General features: G+C 54.9%; 15 protein-coding genes and 1 pseudogene. 5 read left to right on the top strand and 11 right to left on the bottom strand.

The annotated features are described in order from the left end of the window. Positions 1 to 374: 374 nt before the first annotated feature. The 7 genes from gspF to gspG form a co-directional block, all read right to left on the bottom strand. Positions 375 to 1586, bottom strand: coding sequence for a type II secretion system inner membrane protein GspF (gene gspF, locus KKQ10_RS01150; protein WP_127652502.1), 1212 nt, complete (start codon positions 1584 to 1586; stop codon positions 375 to 377). Further along, positions 1586 to 2992: a type II secretion system ATPase GspE gene (gene gspE, locus KKQ10_RS01145; protein WP_215499807.1), complete on the bottom strand. Its 1407-nt coding sequence runs from the start codon at positions 2990 to 2992 to the stop codon at positions 1586 to 1588. The genes gspF and gspE overlap by 1 nt, the downstream gene beginning before the upstream one ends. Before the next feature lie 148 nt (positions 2993 to 3140). Beyond that, the gene (gene gspD, locus KKQ10_RS01140) at positions 3141 to 5522 is read right to left on the bottom strand and encodes a type II secretion system secretin GspD (RefSeq protein WP_215499805.1); all 2382 of its coding nucleotides are present in this window, start codon (positions 5520 to 5522) and stop codon (positions 3141 to 3143) included. Then, positions 5519 to 6067, bottom strand: coding sequence for a type II secretion system protein GspM (gspM, locus tag KKQ10_RS01135; protein ID WP_215499803.1), 549 nt, complete (start codon positions 6065 to 6067; stop codon positions 5519 to 5521). Before gspM ends, gspD begins: the two co-directional genes overlap by 4 nt. Beyond that, positions 6060 to 7238, bottom strand: a complete 1179-nt coding sequence (gene gspL, locus KKQ10_RS01130) for a type II secretion system protein GspL (protein ID WP_215499802.1) — start codon at positions 7236 to 7238, stop codon at positions 6060 to 6062. The genes gspM and gspL overlap by 8 nt, the downstream gene beginning before the upstream one ends. After that, a complete protein-coding gene (gene gspK, locus KKQ10_RS01125; RefSeq protein ID WP_127652231.1) occupies positions 7235 to 8188 on the bottom strand; it encodes a type II secretion system minor pseudopilin GspK in 954 nt (317 codons plus the stop codon). The genes gspL and gspK overlap by 4 nt, the downstream gene beginning before the upstream one ends. 8 nt (positions 8189 to 8196) lie before the next feature. Continuing rightward, positions 8197 to 8655 carry a type II secretion system major pseudopilin GspG gene (gene gspG / locus KKQ10_RS01120; protein WP_127652232.1) on the bottom strand — a complete coding sequence of 153 codons (459 nt, stop codon included), beginning with the start codon at positions 8653 to 8655 and terminating at the stop codon, positions 8197 to 8199. A gap of 148 nt (positions 8656 to 8803) precedes the next feature. Between gspG and gspI the strand changes: the two genes are divergently transcribed. Then, positions 8804 to 9178, top strand: coding sequence for a type II secretion system minor pseudopilin GspI (gene gspI, locus KKQ10_RS01115; protein ID WP_215499799.1), 375 nt, complete (start codon positions 8804 to 8806; stop codon positions 9176 to 9178). A gap of 187 nt (positions 9179 to 9365) precedes the next feature. Here gspI and KKQ10_RS01110 read toward each other — a convergent pair. The 3 genes and pseudogenes from KKQ10_RS01110 to KKQ10_RS01100 all read right to left on the bottom strand — a co-directional run. After that, a pseudogene (locus KKQ10_RS01110) lies at positions 9366 to 9551 on the bottom strand (DUF6124 family protein); the annotation flags it as partial. Positions 9552 to 9797: 246 nt separating this feature from the next. Further along, positions 9798 to 10886 (bottom strand): hypothetical protein, encoded by a 1089-nt coding sequence (locus tag KKQ10_RS01105; protein WP_215499797.1) that lies wholly within the window; start codon positions 10884 to 10886, stop codon positions 9798 to 9800. Positions 10887 to 11313: 427 nt separating this feature from the next. After that, a complete protein-coding gene (locus KKQ10_RS01100) occupies positions 11314 to 12225 on the bottom strand; it encodes a DUF2971 domain-containing protein (protein WP_215499795.1) in 912 nt (303 codons plus the stop codon). Between the two features lie 506 nt (positions 12226 to 12731). Here KKQ10_RS01100 and KKQ10_RS01095 point away from each other — a divergent pair. Beyond that, positions 12732 to 13010, top strand: a complete 279-nt coding sequence (locus tag KKQ10_RS01095) for a hypothetical protein (protein WP_215499793.1) — start codon at positions 12732 to 12734, stop codon at positions 13008 to 13010. A gap of 42 nt (positions 13011 to 13052) precedes the next feature. After that, on the top strand, positions 13053 to 13442 hold the full coding sequence (locus KKQ10_RS01090; protein ID WP_215499791.1) for a hypothetical protein: 390 nt from the start codon (positions 13053 to 13055) through the stop codon (positions 13440 to 13442). Between the two features lie 173 nt (positions 13443 to 13615). Here the strand turns inward: KKQ10_RS01090 and KKQ10_RS01085 are convergent, their stop codons facing one another. Then, positions 13616 to 13975 carry a DUF6124 family protein gene (locus tag KKQ10_RS01085; protein WP_127652238.1) on the bottom strand — a complete coding sequence of 120 codons (360 nt, stop codon included), beginning with the start codon at positions 13973 to 13975 and terminating at the stop codon, positions 13616 to 13618. Positions 13976 to 14629: 654 nt separating this feature from the next. On the opposite strand from KKQ10_RS01085, the gene KKQ10_RS01080 reads away from it, so the two are divergent. Both KKQ10_RS01080 and KKQ10_RS01075 read left to right on the top strand, forming a co-directional pair. After that, a complete protein-coding gene (locus KKQ10_RS01080; RefSeq protein ID WP_215499789.1) occupies positions 14630 to 16360 on the top strand; it encodes a DUF6119 family protein in 1731 nt (576 codons plus the stop codon). A gap of 52 nt (positions 16361 to 16412) precedes the next feature. Continuing rightward, positions 16413 to 17534 carry a hypothetical protein gene (locus tag KKQ10_RS01075; RefSeq protein WP_215499787.1) on the top strand — a complete coding sequence of 374 codons (1122 nt, stop codon included), beginning with the start codon at positions 16413 to 16415 and terminating at the stop codon, positions 17532 to 17534. Positions 17535 to 17697 lie beyond the last annotated feature (163 nt).

Raw genomic sequence — 17697 nt, 5'->3', positions numbered from 1 at the left:
AAATTCGCAGCTTCCAGTGACAGATAAAGGAAAAAACCTCGGGAGCTGCGCGGTGTTTTCCGGGGGATTTTCTCGGGTGTTTGCGGGGGATTGCGAGGCGTCTGGATCAGGTGTTTGACGTAATCGGGCTGCAGCCGTTGCGGGGTGGTTGCAGATGACAGAAAGGAGAACCCGAGGATGGCTGGAACATGGCTCGGGTGGTGGAGAATCTTTTGCAAAAACCCTGAATGATTTATTGGCCTGACGGGCCCCTTCACGAGCGAGCGTATACCGTCCCCTGTAGGAGCTGCCGAAGGCTGCGATCTTTTGTTCTTGATTTTGAAAAGCATAAGCAAGAGCAAAAGATCGCAGCCTTCGGCAGCTCCTACAGGGGGTTATTGGACTAGCTGGTTGATCTCAATGATCGGCAACAACACCGCCATCACAATCACCAGCACCACCGCGCCCATCACCACAATCATCAGCGGTTCCAGCAACGCGGTCATGCCCATCGCCCGCCGTTCGATATCCCGCGACAGAGTCTGTGCCGCGCGTTCGAGCATCGGCGGCAGCGCACCGGTTTTCTCGCCACTGGCGATCAGGTGAATCAGCACCGGCGGGAACACGTTCTCCACCCGCAGCGCCGCCGCCAGGTTCACGCCTTCGCGGACCTTGGCCGTGGCGTCGCTGACACTCAGGCTCAAGCGGTCGTTGGACAGGGTCTGCCGCGCCGCCTCCAGCGCGCGCAGCAACGGCACCCCGGCGCCGCCGAGAATCGCCAGGGTCGAGGCGAACCGCGCGGTGTTCAGGCCCAAAATGAAACGCCCGATCAGCGGCAGCTTCAGCACCCGGTGATGCCAGCTCAAACGCGCCGCCGGATTACGCAGATACAGGCGCCAACTCCAGAACGCCCCGGCGATGATCGCCGCACACAACCAGCCCCACGCGCGAATGAAATCACTGGCGGTGAGCATCGCCAGCGTCAGCCCCGGCAAGTCCTGCCGCGCCTGGGAAAACGCGCTGACTACCTGCGGCACCACGTAGCTGAGCAGAAAAATCACAATGCCGATCGACACCAGCCCGACCACACCGGGATAGATAAACGCCGTGAGGATCTTGCCGCGCAGGTTGTTGCGCTCTTCGATGTAATCGGCCAGCCGTTCCATGACCTGCGCCAGATCACCGGACTCCTCTCCGGCAGCGATCAACGCGCGGTAGATCTCCGGAAAATCCCGTGGCCGCGCCGCCAGTGATTCGGCCAGACGCATACCACTGCGCACATCCGCGCGCACCGCGCTGAGGGTGTGGGCGATGTGTTTTTTCTCGGCCTGTTCCACCGTGGCGCTCAGCGCCGCTTCGAGTGGCAGGCTGGCGCCGAGCAGGCTCGCCAGTTGCCGCGTGGCCCAGGCCAGATCGTTGTCCGACAGGCGCGCACTGAACAAGCCACCGCCGCCGTGCTGGGCGACGTTGCTTTCCTTGAGCACCGACAACGCGGTCAGGCCACGGCTGCGCAACACACTGAACGCGGCGGTCTGACTCTCCGCTTCCAGATGCCCGGACTCGATCTTGCCAGTGGCGTCGGCGGCTTCAAAACGGTAGCGATTCATCAGGCGTCCCGGGTCACGCGCAGAATTTCTTCCGGAGCGGTGGTGCCGCTGCGGATCCAGCGCTCTCCGTCCTCACGCAGGCTGAACATCCCGGCCTTTGACGCGGCGGCACGCAAGGCCTGCTCCCCTGCCCCTTGGTGAATCAGGGTGCGGATGTCGTCGTCGATGCAAAACAATTCGTGGATACCGGTGCGACCGCTGTAGCCAGTGTGATTGCACGCCGCGCAGCCGACCGGTCGCCACGTTCCCGGCGCCGCCGGATCCTCCTGTTTGCACTCTTTGCAAAGGCGCCGCACCAGTCGCTGAGCCAACACTCCGAGCATCGACGAGGCCAGCAGAAACGGTTCGACGCCCATGTCGATCAAGCGGTTGACCGCCGACACCGCGTCATTGGTGTGCAGCGTCGCCAGCACCAGGTGCCCGGTGAGCGACGCCTGCACAGCGATTTGTGCGGTTTCCAGATCACGGATCTCGCCGATCATGATGATGTCCGGGTCCTGACGCAGGATCGCCCGCAGCGCCAGGGCAAAGGTCATGTCGATCTTGGCGTTGACCTGAATCTGGCTGATCCCCGGCAGGTCGTACTCCACCGGGTCTTCCACGGTGAGGATGTTGCTGGTGCTGGCATCGAGTCGCGCCAGCGCGGCGTACAGGCTGGTGGTCTTGCCGCTGCCGGTCGGCCCGGTGACCAGCACAATGCCGTGGGGCTGGCGAATCAGGTGATCGAGTTTGGCCAGCACTTGCGCGTCCATGCCCAACGTTTCCAGGTGCAGGCGCCCGGCCTGTTTGTCGAGCAGACGCATCACCACCCGCTCGCCGTGGCCGGTGGGCACGGTCGAGACACGAATGTCGATCGGCCGCCCGGCCACACGCAGCGCGATACGACCGTCCTGCGGCAAGCGTTTTTCGGCGATATCGAGCTGGGCCATGATCTTGATCCGCGACACCAGCGCGCCGTGCAGCGCCTTGCGCGGCGAAACCACGTCACGCAGGGTACCGTCGACCCGGTAGCGCACCACCGAATGGGTTTCGAACGGTTCGATGTGAATGTCGCTGGCCTCGTCGCGCGCGGCTTGGGTGAGCAAGGCGTTGATCATGCGGATCACCGGCGCGCCGTCCTGGGTGTCGAGCAGGTCGGTGATTTCCGGCATGTCCTGCATCAGGCGATCGAGGTCGACTTCGTTTTCTGCCGCACCGACCACGGCGGCGGCGCTGCCGGTGTCGGCGTAGGCCGTGGCGAGCAAGCCGTCGAGTTCGTCATCGCGTACGCGCTGCACCGATGTCGCGCCGAACTGCCGGCGCACTTCGTTGATCGACCAACCGGGCGTCGACGGGCAAACCGTCAGCACCCCGTCGCACAACAGAATGCGCTGGGCCTTCGCCCAGGCGTAGGGCAACGCACTCATCTCATGCCCTCCCCAATCCCTGCGGTAATGCGATCCCCTGTAGGAGCTGCCGAAGGCTGCGATCTTTTGCTTTTAAAGATCAAAAGATCGCAGCCTGCGGCAGCTCCTACAGGTCCGGTGTTGTCCCTTGCCACAGTCATCATGCTGTTCAAAAGCGTGTGCTCCCTTCAATCGGCACCGCTTTGATGGTCGCTCTCGGTCCCGAGCTCGGCACCACCGCCGGAACCCCCTGCGCCGCCGTCGGCAACTGCGGCGCCTGCATGTCCGGCATCGCCCAGCTGCGTTCCGGTTGCAGGCCGCCCTGGGCGCGGCGCATGAAGTCGTAGCGGTTGAGGGTGATGCTGCGCCCCGCGTCGCTGTCGCGGATGATGTACGGGCGCAGGAACACCATCAGGTTGGTCTTGGTGATCGCCCGGCGTTCGTTGCGAAACAGCGCGCCGATCCCCGGCAGCGTCCCCAGCCATGGCACCGCTTCATTGCTCTGGCTGTAACCGTCCTGCAGCAAACCGCCGAGAACCATGATCTGGCCGTCATCAAGCAGGATGCTGGTGTCGATCGCGCGCTTGTTGGTGACGATGCCCGCCGACGTCGCGCTGGCCGAAGCGCGTTCGTCGATGCTGCTGACCTCCTGATAGATGTCGAGCTTGACCGTACCGCCCTCGGAAATCTGCGGCCGCACATTGAGCTTCAAGCCCACCTCTTCGCGGGTCACGGTCTGGAACGGGTTGTTGCTGGTGCCCCCGCCGCCAGTGACGTAGCTGCCGCTGACAAACGGAATGGTCTGGCCGACAAAAATGCTCGCCGCTTCGTTGTCCAGGGTCAGCAGGTTCGGCGTCGACAACACGTTGGTGCCACCCTTGCTCTTCAGCGCCCGGGCCAACACTTTGAGGTCGAGAATCTTGCCGATACCGGGGATGTCGACGGTGCCGTTCACGTAGCCGAGGTTCAGGCCTTTGGGCAGCACGTCGATGCTGGTCTTGCCATTGGTGTTGAGCCCCGAGCCGCCCAGATTGGCGCCGCCGATCACGCCGTTGCCGCCCAGATTGCCGGTCTGCCATTGCACGCCGAATTCACTGGCATCGTCTTCGCCGACTTCGACGATCAGGCTTTCGATCACCACTTGCGCACGGCGCTGGTCGAGCAGATCGATCACCTCGCGCAGGTTGCGATACAGCGGGTCCGGGGCAGAAATCAGCAAGGTGTTGGTGGTCGCATCGGCCTGAATCGTCACCCCGCCAGCGCTGAACGCAACGTTCTGTTCACTGGCCTGATTACCGGCGCTGCTGGTCGAACTGCTGCCTTGCGCGTAACTGCCGCCGGTACTGCCGGTGCTCGACGTGGTCGAGGTGTTGCCACTGGTGGGCGTGCCGCTCTGCGCACTCGAACCGCCATTGTTGTTGCCACTGCCACCCATGACGCTGAGCACCGAGCGCGCACTGTCGCTGGTGCCACTGTCGCTCTCGCCGGTGAGCAAACCGCGCAAGGCCTGCGCCAGTTTCGCGGCCTGGGCGTTGCGCAGGTACACCACGTGCAGGTTGCTCGGATTGCTCTGCGCGTTGTCGAGTTTGTAGATCAGGTTGCGCGCCAGTTCCGTGCGCTCGGGGCTGCCGGCGCGGATGATGATGGTGTTGGAGCGCGGGTCGCCGATCACCGCGATTTTCTGCGTCGGGTCGTTGCCCGGCGCGTCGAGCAGATCCGCGACCATCGGCGCGATGTCGGCGGCGATGCCGTTCTGGATCTGCACCACGTCGGTGTCGATGGCGCTCGGGGTGTCGATAGTCTGGATCAACTGGGCGACGCGGGTCAGGTTCTCGGCGTAATCGGTGACGACGATGGTGTTGTTGCCCGGGTAAGCATTGATCGGGTTGTTCGGCGACACGATCGGCCGCAGCACCGGAATCAGGTTCACCGCGTTCTCGTATTGCAGGCGGAACGTGCGGGTGAGCATGCCGTTGCCGGCGGGTTTGTCCGGGCTGTAGATCGGCCCGCCGAGCAGTTTCGCATCGGCCTCCGGCACCACCTGAGCGACACCGCCAACATCCACCACGCTGAAGCCCTGCATGCGCAACGCCGCCAGCAACATGTCATAGGCTTGGCGCGCCGGCACCTGACCTTCCGAAACCAGCGTCAGGCTGCCCTTGACCCGAGGGTCGACCAGAAATTGCTGGCCGGTGGAACGCGACAACGCACGCACCACCGCTTGAATATCGGCATCCACGAAGTTCAGCGTCACCGGTTGATCGCCCAGCGGATTGCTCGGCAATGGGGTGCCACGCGGGGCGCCGCCACTGCGCGCGCGCTCGGTGATGTTGTGCAACTGCCGGGGTGGAGGCGCCGCCTGGGCCTGTGCGCGTTGACGATCCAGCAGCGCGTCGCCGCTGCGCTGGGTATTGGCCAGTGGCCGGCCGAGTTCGCTGTCGACCAGCAACGGCGGCTGATTGGGCGGCGGCGTGGTGTTGCTGCACGCGCTCAATGCCATCAGCAGCATCGGCAACGCCATGCGCGCCGGTTTGGATCCTGACCCCTTCATGAAGCTTCCTTAGCGCCCAGCGCCTGATCCATGCGAACGGTGCCTGACAATGTGCCGGCAGTGACCTCGGTCGAAGCGGTGTCTGCGCGTTGCAAACGGGCCTCGACCACTTGCAGAGAAAGTTGTGCCGGCGTGCTCAACAGCCAGTCGAGCACCGCGTCGGCCGGCGCCGCGTCGAAACGCAACTGCCACGCGCCAGCCTCCCCGGCTTGCAATTGGTAGTGCCCGGTGAGGCCGCGGGCCTGCAGGGTCTGCTGCAGCGACTGCTCGACGCTTTGCCCGTCCGGGCGCACGCTGACCTCGCGCAACAGCACTTCGAGCGCTTCGGTCTGCGCGCGCAACTTCGGGGTTTCGGCTTGCCAATAGGTGATTTTTTTCAGCGGCGGCTGAATCAGTGCGAGCCACACCAACAGCGACAGCAACACCACTGCCATGCCGCCGAGCATGCGTTTTTCGCGCAGCGCCAACGCTTGCCAGCGCACTTGAAGCTGCGCGCTGAAACGCTGCCAACGCGCGCGATACACCAGCAGCGTCGCCTTATTCATCTTCTGCTCCGCTGTCGTCAGCGCTGTCGCTGGTGGGGGTGATTTCATCGCTCGGCTGCAGCAGCCAACCGTCATCATTGGCCGTCGCACTGATCCCGGCCTGGGCCAACGTGCCTTGCCAGTCCTGGTCATTGCCGCTGCGCCGGGCGTCGGCCAGCAGCGTCAATTGCAACGTGCCGTCGACAAACGTCAGGCGCTCGACAGTGCCGGCCATGAACGGCATGCCGCTGCCGGCCTGCAACACCAGGCGACTGAACGCCTGCGTCGGGTCCTGCGCCGCGCCCTTCTGCCGCGCCGCCAGTTGCTGACGGGCCTGTTGCAACGGATTGAGGATCACCGGCAACTCGGGAAAGGCCTGCTTCACCCGCTGACTCATCTGCGCCTTGAGCTGCTGGCCCTGACTGGCCTCGCGGGCGGCATACAGGTTCAAGCCGATCACCCACACCGCCACCGCCAATGCGCAAAGCCCCAGCGCCCGGCCCCAGCCGCGATGCTCAGTACCCTGCTGTTGCACCGCGCCCTGCAGGCCCCAGCCGGGCAACGGGCCAGTCCAGCGCTGCACCTCGGCCATCGGCAGTTCGGCGCCCGGTGGCGGTGCCGCGCCTATCCAGTGCAACGGCGTGCCGCACGCCAGCAGGCCATCGCCGATGTCCTCGTCAAACAGAGGCTGCACCTGCGCCGCCTGCACGCTTTCGCGCAGCAACAGATGACCGTCCTGCCGACATGCCACCGTGCCCGGCAGCACCGGCAAGCTATACGCCGCCGGGTACAGACCGCGCAGGTTCAGGCCGGCCTGCTTGAGCATCTGCCCCAGTTGCAGCAACGGTTGCCGCGGCGCCCAGGCGATCTGCACCCGCCCCGCCGCATCCCGCGGACTGTGGGCGATGTGCATGTCGTTGCTGTCGCCGAGCATCAAGGCCTGCGCCGCGCATTGCACCGCTGCGGCGGTCTTGTTCGCCGGTAACGGTGGCAGCTCGATGCTCGCCAGCAGACTGTCCGACGGATGCAGAAAACCGCTCAACGGCGGCTGCTTCGGCTGTTGCGCTAACTGCTTCAGGCTGAGCTGCTGTTCACGGCTGACCTGGCCCTGACGATCCATCCACACACAATGCAAGACACTGTCCGCGTCCAGTTGCTCCAGCGGCGGCAGTCCTATACGCAACTGACTCATACGCCCACCCGCGACCAGATCACTTGCGGCAAGCGATCCTCGCTGCGATGCAACAACGCGTCGAGGCTGACCCGACGCTGCTCGCGCCGCGCCTCCCCGCGCAGGCGAAACCAGTCACTGGTGATGCCGACCTTGACGCTGGTCAGCTCCAGGTTCGGCATGCGCAAACGGTTAACGAAATCGCCCCGATTGATGAACCAGCGCCCGGCGTCGCGCTCATTGATCAAGGCCTGCGCCCGCTCCAGCGATAGCCCCGGCACATACGCGGCCAACACTGGCGCCGTGGCGGTGTTGCCGTTGAGCCAAGTGGTGGCCGGAATCACCGTCAGGTACGGCGCCAATTTGCCAATGACAGCATCGTTGACGCCTTCAACGCTGCGCAGATCATCGACACTGCGCAGCATCGGCAACTTTGGAGTCTGTGGTTTGCGCGACGCATTCGGCGAAGTGGCGCGGCCGCTGTCGAAGCTGTTTTTGCTGGCGGTGTTTTCGGCAATCTGCGGGTTCAACAAGTACGGATAAGAGCCGATCACCCGCTGACTGATGCGCTGACTCAAACCACCGCTGATACCGATCAACTCGCACAGCCGCTGAAACGCCTGCACCTGCGCCTCATCGACGCGCTCGTTGGCCACCAGATTGCGCAGGTTGAACTTGCCCTGTTCGTCTTCCAGCCGCCCCTCGAAACCTTGCGCATTCAAGCGCTGCGCCCACGGCTGATCGAGCCGGGTCAACGGATCACGCTGCCGCGCATCCCAGAGCAATTGCCGGCTGATCTCCAGCCCACCGTGCACCAACCACCGCCCTTGCACCCGCTGCTGATCCGCCTCCAGCGCCCGGGTCGAAACGCTCTGCCGGGTCAACATCCCCGCCGCAATCACCGCGACCACAGCGGCGATCAACAGCGCACTGATGATCGCCATGCCCTGCTGGTTCGATTGGTTGTTCATCACCGGCCTTACAACTGCCAGGAACCGATGTCGGCATTCACGCCGTCGCCGTCAGGCTGACCGTCGGCACCGAGGGAAAAGATATCGATCTCGCCGTTGGCGCCAGGGTTGAGGTACTGATAAGGCCGCCCCCACGGATCATTCGGCAGGCGTTCCAGGTACGAACGCCAGTTGCTGTTCTTCGCATCCGCCGGACGCTCCACCAACACTTTCAGACCCTGAGTCATGCTCGGATAAGTGCCGTGATCGAGGCGATACAGCTTCAGCGCCTGCATCAAACCGCCAATGTCCTGCTTCGCCGCCGTGGCCCGCGCCTGATCCGGCCGGTCGAGCACCTTGGGCACCACCATCGCGGCAAGAATCCCGAGAATCACCACCACCACCATGATCTCGATCAGGGTAAAACCCTGCTGCCCACGGGGCACACGCGGCGGCTGATTCAGCGGTTTGAACGGTGCGATCTCCATCTCGACATTCCCTTGGCTTGATTCGATTCGACGCGCAGTGTTGCAAGAAGATATGTCAGGGATGTTGAAAATCCTCGGGAGTTTTCGTCTTCAAGCCGTCAAGGACGCGGGTTAGGGTCGAGGGCTGTGTTTTGGTTTTGGGCCTGTTATGCCGACGCATTCCCGAGAAAGCGGATTCACCCTGATTGAAGTGCTGGTGGCGCTGGCGATCATTGCCGTGGCGATGTCGGCGGCTGTGCGCGTGGCGGGGTTGATGACGCAGAGCAGCGGGGTTTTAAGGGATCGGTCGGTGGCGATGATTGCGGCGCAGAGTCGGATGGCGGAGTTACAACTGGAAGCTCGATTACCGATAGGACTAAAGGCCCAGGACTGTGACCAAGGACGCCTGCTATTGCGCTGCGAACAAGTCATCGCAACAGCCGAAAACGGCCGATTACTTAAAGTCGGCATCCAGGTCTTCAACCGCAACCAAGACGCCCCGCCCCTGGCCCGCCTGGAAACGCTACTAAACCGCCCCCTGTAGGAGCTGCCGAAGGCTGCGATCTTTTGATCTTGCTTCTAAAAGTCAAAATCAAAAGATCCTCCGATCGCGGCCCGAGCCTTCGGCAGCTCCTACAGGTAAATCTACTTACGCTCTGACGCCCCTAAACCTGTGGCGAGGGGATTCATCCCCGATGGGCCGCAAGCGCCCCCAAAAACCAATGCCGGCGCTAACCCGGCAACTCCAGATTATCCAGCGCCTGATTCACCGCCAACTCCCCCAGCATCACCACCTGCGCAATGCCCAACACCGTATGGCGATAAGGCGTATCAAGCAGCCCGGCGAAATCACTGAGCATCACACTGGCCGAAGCCATGGATTCGCAGGCATTGGCCAGTAGGGATTCGGTGGAGGTGTAGTGCGTGACCCTATTAACCCATATGACTCCTGCTGCCGAACGCTTTTAACGACTGGCATTCAGAGATATCGCCTTCACTACAAGCCCGCTGTCAGTCATTTTCGCTCCAGTAGCCGTGCAATCATTTCCAGCGAATGATATCTGCCGGAAGCAATCGTTTTCGATAGCCAAGTGGAATGCATAGAAACTTTCTCGGACATCGTTGTATGTCTGCAGTGCACCTGACTCTGAAGAACAAAAAAACTACGCAGGCTGACTTACTGCTACGGTCAGCGGCGCGGGATAAATCACCTCACTGGCTGAAAGATTCTTAAACTGATCAACTTTAAGCGTTGTATCACGCCCCAAAGTATTGAGTTCTTTCTTGAGACCTTCTATCTGCAGTCGAGTATTTATAGCAGCCTTGCTTCGACTTTCAGAAACCATTGCATAGTAGCTTATCGTAATACAGTAGTTCAGAATTGCGATCAACTCGTAATAGCTACCTGCAAGTCGGACATGTCGTTCTTGCTCGCCTCCTGGCAGTATCGCCGTGAATGGAGTCTTTTTGATTTGCGGAGCTACTACATAATCCAAAACATTCAATTTTACACAAAGATCATTTAGCAATTTAGATATTTTAAAGTAGACCCCACTTTGATTTGATTCAGGAGCCCTAGAGATACGGCCTTTCAATGCTTTGAAATCAGGCATCAATAGAGATAATTCATCCATTATTAAATTCACCTGCCTCACGACATACTTCAGCACCTGCTCATCTGCCTCGAGGGCACCTGTTTCGTGTGTGGAATTGCAGAAAACTACTGAATGGAATGCTTGGTTTATTTGTATCTGCAGCGACACGTTATGTGCTAATTTAATCGTCCCAAGCGACGCTATGTATTCAACTATACCCTTTCGCTGTGCGTGGAACGCGTCCAGCCGATTTTTCATGTCTGTTGCCTCTATCTGCGCCGCTGTTTGCTGAGTACTGTGCAATCTGCTGATAAAAACGCCGACGGGAATCGTCAACGACAGCAACGCGAGGGGAAACTTGCTGATATCGATAAATGTATCGAATCCTGCCGGTGTAAAGGATAGCGTATAGGGAGCCCAACATACGTAACCTGCTGCTAGGAAATACACGAAGATCGTGGTTAACCAAAAGCGTAATGGCCATTGAGATGCGAGTCCTCGGCGCGGATCGAGGTGGTAAGAAAAGTTATAAAAGGTGGCACGCTTGTCAGCTGAAATTCCACTTGCGCAAGCACATAAAAAAATGATGCAGACGATAGGAGAAATCGCCAGAATCATATAAATGAGATGTAGTGCATCCTTTGCTTCTTGAGTCATTTTTATTTCCTTAGTTGAGTCAAAATTTTTGCCATAGCTGCATCAGTACAGCATCATAAAAAATCATCATTTTAGGAGTTACCCTCTTACCGGGCAAAACAACAGTTATTTCGCAATCCGATTTCAAGGACATACTGTTGACCGCAAAAAACAGTAGCGAATTTATTGTCATAAAACAGATCCCCCCTGAGCTGAAAAATCTTTTTCCGGAACATCTCGACTTCAGCACGAATATCCAGATCTGTATCAACTCCCAACCGGCACTAGCAGTAATCGATGATCTACCACCGCTGCTCTGCCGTCAGGCATTCCACCTTCCTGATTTCACGACCAATCTAAGGAAAATTTATTTTTCCCAGTATATGGCCTATACACCCTACCCCATTATCTCAAGCCAAAGTACCGTGAGATGGTGGGATGAACCCACTTAAGCTTGAGCCCCATCGGTAAAAAATAAATCGAGGCCACGTTTCTGCGCCCTTGTTATTCTCACATCTGGGAAGCGAAGTTGGACCAAGTTCTCGACGTTTTGCATCTCTTTGGCAGGAGTATTGACACCAAAGATAATTTCGCTCAAATCCTCTGCCGCAAAAGACACAGTGTCTAGATTACATTCAGGCTTTTGGGTTACTTCAGGACTATCTACACTCAGGATCACGCGATACTCCTGCTCGTACGCCCATTCGTCTCGTTTGATGAGCAAATACCTAAACAGTAGCTCTAAGTTCTTGGTCGACATCTGCGCGGCTAACTTATCGACCTCAGACTCAGGCCTGCCTTGACTAATAGATCGAGCGAGATCGGTGGTTGCAGCCGTCAAGAACATAGACATCAACTTCTCACCACCGCCATACTTAACTTTTAGTGCACTTTTAAATGCGGGCGCTTTCGACTTAAATTTTAGTACTGCACCTTTATGGTAATTTGCGTAGTGAGACCACATCAAAATATTATCTGGCTTAGTAGTGAGCGATAACACCCTGAATCTCGAGAGCAAAACATCCCACTCACGCGCCATCTCACTAGTCAGCCGAATAACTTCTTCTGTCATTTCGTTCAATCGGGGACGAAGCCGATTCATCTCTTGATTGAATTGTGAGTTATTTGAAAGACCCAAGCTTTTGCCGAACTCCAACTTGAGCATTTTCAAAACATTAATCTTATTAAGATCAAGCAACGGAAAATTGCAGTCAAATGGGTCGTTGAACCCCGTCGGATCGGCAACCTTTATACTTGAGCTTTCCAAAATAGGGGATATCGATTCAATCGGTGAATATTTATAGAAGAACTCTGGTAATGTTGATCTAAGATCACTCGTCCTTGTTTTAACGCGCCCCATTTCCGACCTCAAACTCCAGAAGATTTATTGATTACACTTAAGTAACCGCCTAAATAATGGCTCCTAGCCACTACAAAACCATACTCGATAGCCGCTCGTTTGTCATGATCAAAAAAGTCATGGTCGTGAAGCTCGCCGTGAATCAAGCGCTGTGTCACGTTGAAGTGAAGGCATGATCGACTGACCGCTGCTGCTCAATAGACGAAAAGAAAATGGCCGAGGTTGTCAGATGAGCTGACGCCCTTTCGGAGTCCCCAACCTCTAGGCACTGTACGAAGAGTAATGTCGCAAACACCGCATAGCGCGAGCTAAGAGTTGCCAGAGCGATGGCATACACCTGCGCTGCGCTCGACCTATGTGACCGTGCGTCAGGCTGCAACACGCCTGCTTCGCTATGATCAACTACCCGAGCTGTTCGAGGCGCTTGATATCCTTCGGAGAATGTATTTGCGGTGGTGATTGCGCAACTGGAAAAAGTACCATGGCACTTATGGTGCACCGGATTGATGCCCAAACTCGATCAAGACTGGCATGAGCTTACATCGAAGCGGCGCAGCACCATTTTTCGCCTAGTCTCGAGATGGCAACAACTCGGCTACTTCTTGAAACGCCTCGACACGGGGCACGCAGGCCAAACCTATTGGCTCGGCCAAATCGAAGCGTGTGACAGGCAGTATCTCGTTGTCGATCCGATAACCCCCAAGACCGATCGCGCAGCATGGCAGGAAAAGCTTCGCGAATTAACGGCAAACGGGCGGATCCGCTCGGATACTCGATTGTCATGACTAGTTTTTATCGAGCTACAAATCGGCTGGAGGAACCGTCAAATGAAGGCTTCTACCCTCGTACTTGCCGCACTTTATTGCACGGGTATCAGCGCCGCGTTTGCCGATGACTCACAGGCGCCAAACGACAAACACGGGCCAGCAGGCATCGTCGTCGGTGAGCGTCTGGTTGCGGCCAGGTCCAAGCTAATCAAACAAGGCTGGAAGCCGACACGGATGCATACCACTGATGGCTATGAGTACAGTGGCGTGGAGAAAGAGCTGGCTGCACGCAAGTTCTTCGAACTGGATACCTGCTCGTTTGATAGCTCGCGTTGCATCTTGTACTACTCGAAGAAAGCAGCTTGCCTGCGCGTCGATACCATTGGCGAACAGTTCAATGACATGACGGTGACGCGATGGACAAGTGAATGTCCTGAAGCGCCTCAATAACGCATCAAAACGGCGCAGGCCAGTAGCCGACCGCTCCCACAGGTTTAAGCGCCGAACACAATATCCGAGACCAACCCAAAACCCTGTGGGAGTCAGCCTACTGGCGATAGCGGAGTATCAGGCAACAGAAACAGCGCATGTGCCATGGCCACAACTGTCAGCCCTGCTACGCATCACCCCTGCAACTCCAGATTATCCAGCGCACGATTCACCGCCAACTCTCCGAGCATGATCAACTGCGCAATCCCCAACAACGCCCGGCGCTGCGACGCCGGCAAAAGACTGGCGACGTTCTGGGCAATGGTTTTGGCTGAAGCGAGTGTCTCGCTGGCATCGGCCAACAGTTCTTCGTTTTTGTTGTCCGCAGTCACGGCATACATTCCGCGTTTTTTACGTGGCGGCGGCGTGGAACCGGGCGGACAGAGGTAATGGTCCAGGGCGCGGTCGGCGGCTTCGTGGAGTTTTTTTGAGTCGATGGATTCGTAGGGAGAAACCGATTCGGTTTCGGGTGGGTTGGGTGTTGGTTTGATCATGAGTGAATCTCCAAATCATAGAAAAGGAGCCATCATCTTTCGCTACCAAACGAAGGGGTGGTGGCCATACGAAGGTTGGTAGACCGGTGACTTGGAAAACCGGCGCGCCCGAAGACGCCCTGCGCATGGCCACCATAAATACACAGCCCCAAAAGGGCCTGTATCGGGTGACGCTATGCGCCAAGTCTAAGCCGGGCTACCAAACCCGATCGCTGATTCGTCAGCGACCGGACCACAATAGAATCCGACCCAAAAGCGCACAAGCCGGCGGATTCTGGCGTAGCTGTAGGCAAAGGCGCAAGGATGTGTAGCCTGGGAGAGTGTTTGGAGATGTCTTTTTAAACGTTGGTGTTTATCGAGACTTCATTTCCATCACGTATCTCTAAATCGATCCGCCCCCTTTCCCCTGCCTTATCCCTAGCGAAATACTCAACAACCACGCCACCCTTCTAGACATCGCTCACCGCAGATTGCCTTTCGGATGCTCGATCAGTTCCAGCGGGGGGTTTAGGCCAGAAGCGCACGCTGGAACTAGGAGTCAGTTCCCTGCCCAGAAAATTTTCGATTTGTCCATAAAGCCATGGGTAATTTATTGACATAAGCACTAATGCTGCTTAGCTATTGAATGATGCGTGACTAATTCAAGGGAAAGCTATGACCGACCAAGGAGTTGAAATCGCACAAATATCATTTTTTCTCGCACGAGAAGATAGAAAAGTCGACTCCATATTTGATCAAAAAAAAGACGCCTTAAATAATTTTTCCGCAAGTGAATTTAAATTTACAATCAATAAAACAGATTGTAATTTTATATACTTTGAAACCACAACCATAAAATCAAATCCGCCATGGCTAAACTTTATCAATGAAAAACTCCCTTTGGAGGAAGCGCCACGCTTCAGTTCAAAAAGTAAGAATCCAAATGGGATTTTATTTTTAACCGTCAATGACAGAGTGTTTGCTGCAACCTTTGGACGAAGTGCCGTAAGCTATCTTGATCGCGATGCTTTTGAGCCGGACTTTGGAATAAAAACAGCTATGAATATGTGTGGCAACGAAGAAATACGCCAGACAAAAAGTGAGAGCCACGCAATAACACCAACGCATATTGACAGACAGGTAAATAAGCCAGCTGACTCTTTCGCTTTTGGCCTTAGCGAGGCGGAAGACCTGCGTTATATTTCAGCTCACATGAAAGACCACAAAAATATAACCCTTCAAGGCCGAAACAACTTAACAATAAAAATCATTGGAAAAGAAAAACTTAGCTGGCAGGTATTGATCGACCACTGTGAAGATTTTTTAGTGGCTTATGCAAGCAAGGAGTACACCAGGCTATTTCCAAACTACAAGCATTTTGACGAGGCAACGGAGCTAGAAAGAAACGCTCTAGATGAGTATCTAGTCAATCAACTTCGCTTGAAAAATACGAGCAACATTAGCCTTGGAATACCAGAAGTACTAATTGACTCAGATTATGGATTCGCCTATTCAAACAACAAAAAATCCGGCGATACAACCTATGCTTATTTAGAAACTCGCCAAATATTCGAACATATACCCGCGGAAAAAATAACTTCCGCGAAGCTTAAATCTAAACATGTTTATGCTTACTCATATGAAGAGAATCAAGTTCTTGGCTATAAGAAATGGCCGCTATATAACTGCCTATCTTTTGAGCAAGCCCTAGGGGATAAATATTTTGTATTAAGCGATGGAAAATGGCTGGAGGTAGACAGCGACTTCTACAGCGAAATAACCAACTTCACTAAAATCATTCTCCACGAAGAAGCTTGCGAGGAAATTTATAGGGGGATCGATATCAGCGACGATGTAAAAATGCAGAATAGAGAGAGCATCTTTAACAAAACAATCTGCGAAATACGCCCCTCATGCGTTTTGTTTGACCAGGCAAAACTTCAAATCGGTTCTGGTCGCAAGGACAAAGAATTTTGTGACATCCTAGATCTCACGAATGATAGTAAGATTAGGATTATTCATTGCAAACCATACAAAAACGCCTCCTCTACAAACTATTTATTTTCACAAGCCCAATTCTATTGCCATGCTTTCATTAACGATCAATCTTTCCTTGAAGAGATCAGAAATCATATAAGCTTATCTGCCAGCACAAAAAAAACAGAATACTTAGACTACATAAAACCTGATATAGCGGACCTACATGGCAAAGACTATGTTGTTTGCCTATGGCTCCTATGCGATCAGCACGCAACGACTCCGGTTAAAACTGAAATACCATTGATGGCTCAATATGAATTAAAACTAATGCACGAACACTTACGAAACATATGCAAATTTCACGACGTTATAATACGGTTTATTCCAGTCATTAAGAAAAATTACGTCAAGGCTATTTCCAATTGATAAATTGATAGCGTTTTTTGATACTATTTAACCATGATTCAAAAGGAGCGATATGGCTATTGACTTGGTGAAGCTTGCTCAATCAATTTCGAAGACTGGTTTCAAACTGGAGTATGAAATCGGAAAAATTTTGCGAAAAAACGGATGGCACCTAATTAGCAACCGCTGTTACATTGACGACCTTGAGGGAACGGTAAGGGAGATTGACCTGCTAGCCTATAAAGTTACAAACCTAAAAGACTTAAGCATTTATACTGTAATAATTATAAGCTGCAAAAAAAATGAAGCTAATTCATGGGCGCTTCTATCTCGCTCGGTGGACGATAAAGACCCTAACTATAATTGGCGCCCTTTCAAAGGCTGGACTAATCACCCCGCTATAAATCACTACATGTCAAAAATGACATGGTCTCCTTCTTATCATGAAAAACTGTCAAAAGAATGTCCGATGCTATTTTCTGCGCCCAATGTAGATGTATTCGCTTTCCAAGAAATGAGCAAAGCAAACTCCTCCCCTCAAAACGACAAAAATATATTCGCCTCAATTACATCACTAATGAAAGCCCAGTCTTATGAGATGAGCATTCTGAAAGAGCGCCAGAAAAACAAGAAACGAATCTATCAATTTAATCTGGCTTCAATAATTGACAGCGAACTGGTTAGGATTTTATTCCAAGATGATGATATCTCAGCGGAATCGGTGGACTCTGAGGACTACCTTTGTCGATACATATTGAACCAAAAAGAGGAGGTAGCCAGAATTAAATTTATCACTGCAAGTGCTTTTCCTGATGTGCTACAGCAATACTCCAAGCTACACGCGAGTAATTGCGAATTCATTAAGGATAGCTATGACAAATTCTATCGCGACGCTTACAAAGACTGGTCAAAAACACAATCATTGTTACCAGAATTTAATACTTTAGCTAAACCCGCCTTACGGATGGCCCTTTACCGCCACACTCGTAAATTCCCTATGGTTTCAGATCTCTCTTTAAGCTGGAGCGAAAAGCAAGAAGCATTGTCAATAGATATTGATGCGGATGATATAGATCTTGATATGACTGCCAAATTAAACCAAGACAATCAATTTAAAAAAGAAATAGCAACCGCCATGGCTAGTGTATTTCATTACGAAGGTGATTTCTCATTTGATATAGGAATTCCATTTTAAACAGCCTCGCACTCTCGTTTTAATCGTTACGGAGCAGATATCGTATGCCACATAGCCAGTCGAGTGCCTACGGACTAATATTGTCTGAGCGTCCGGTTTTGGCCAAAGCAGACAAGAATATTCTTTGCCTGCCAGCTTTCTGCTTTTGATCAGATACTTGAAC

Source organism: Pseudomonas sp. MG-9, assembly GCF_018729515.1.
GTDB lineage: Bacteria > Pseudomonadota > Gammaproteobacteria > Pseudomonadales > Pseudomonadaceae > Aquipseudomonas > Aquipseudomonas serboccidentalis.
The sequence above is the reverse complement of the archived record's forward strand: the minus strand, read 5'-3'. Positions and strand labels throughout refer to the sequence as shown.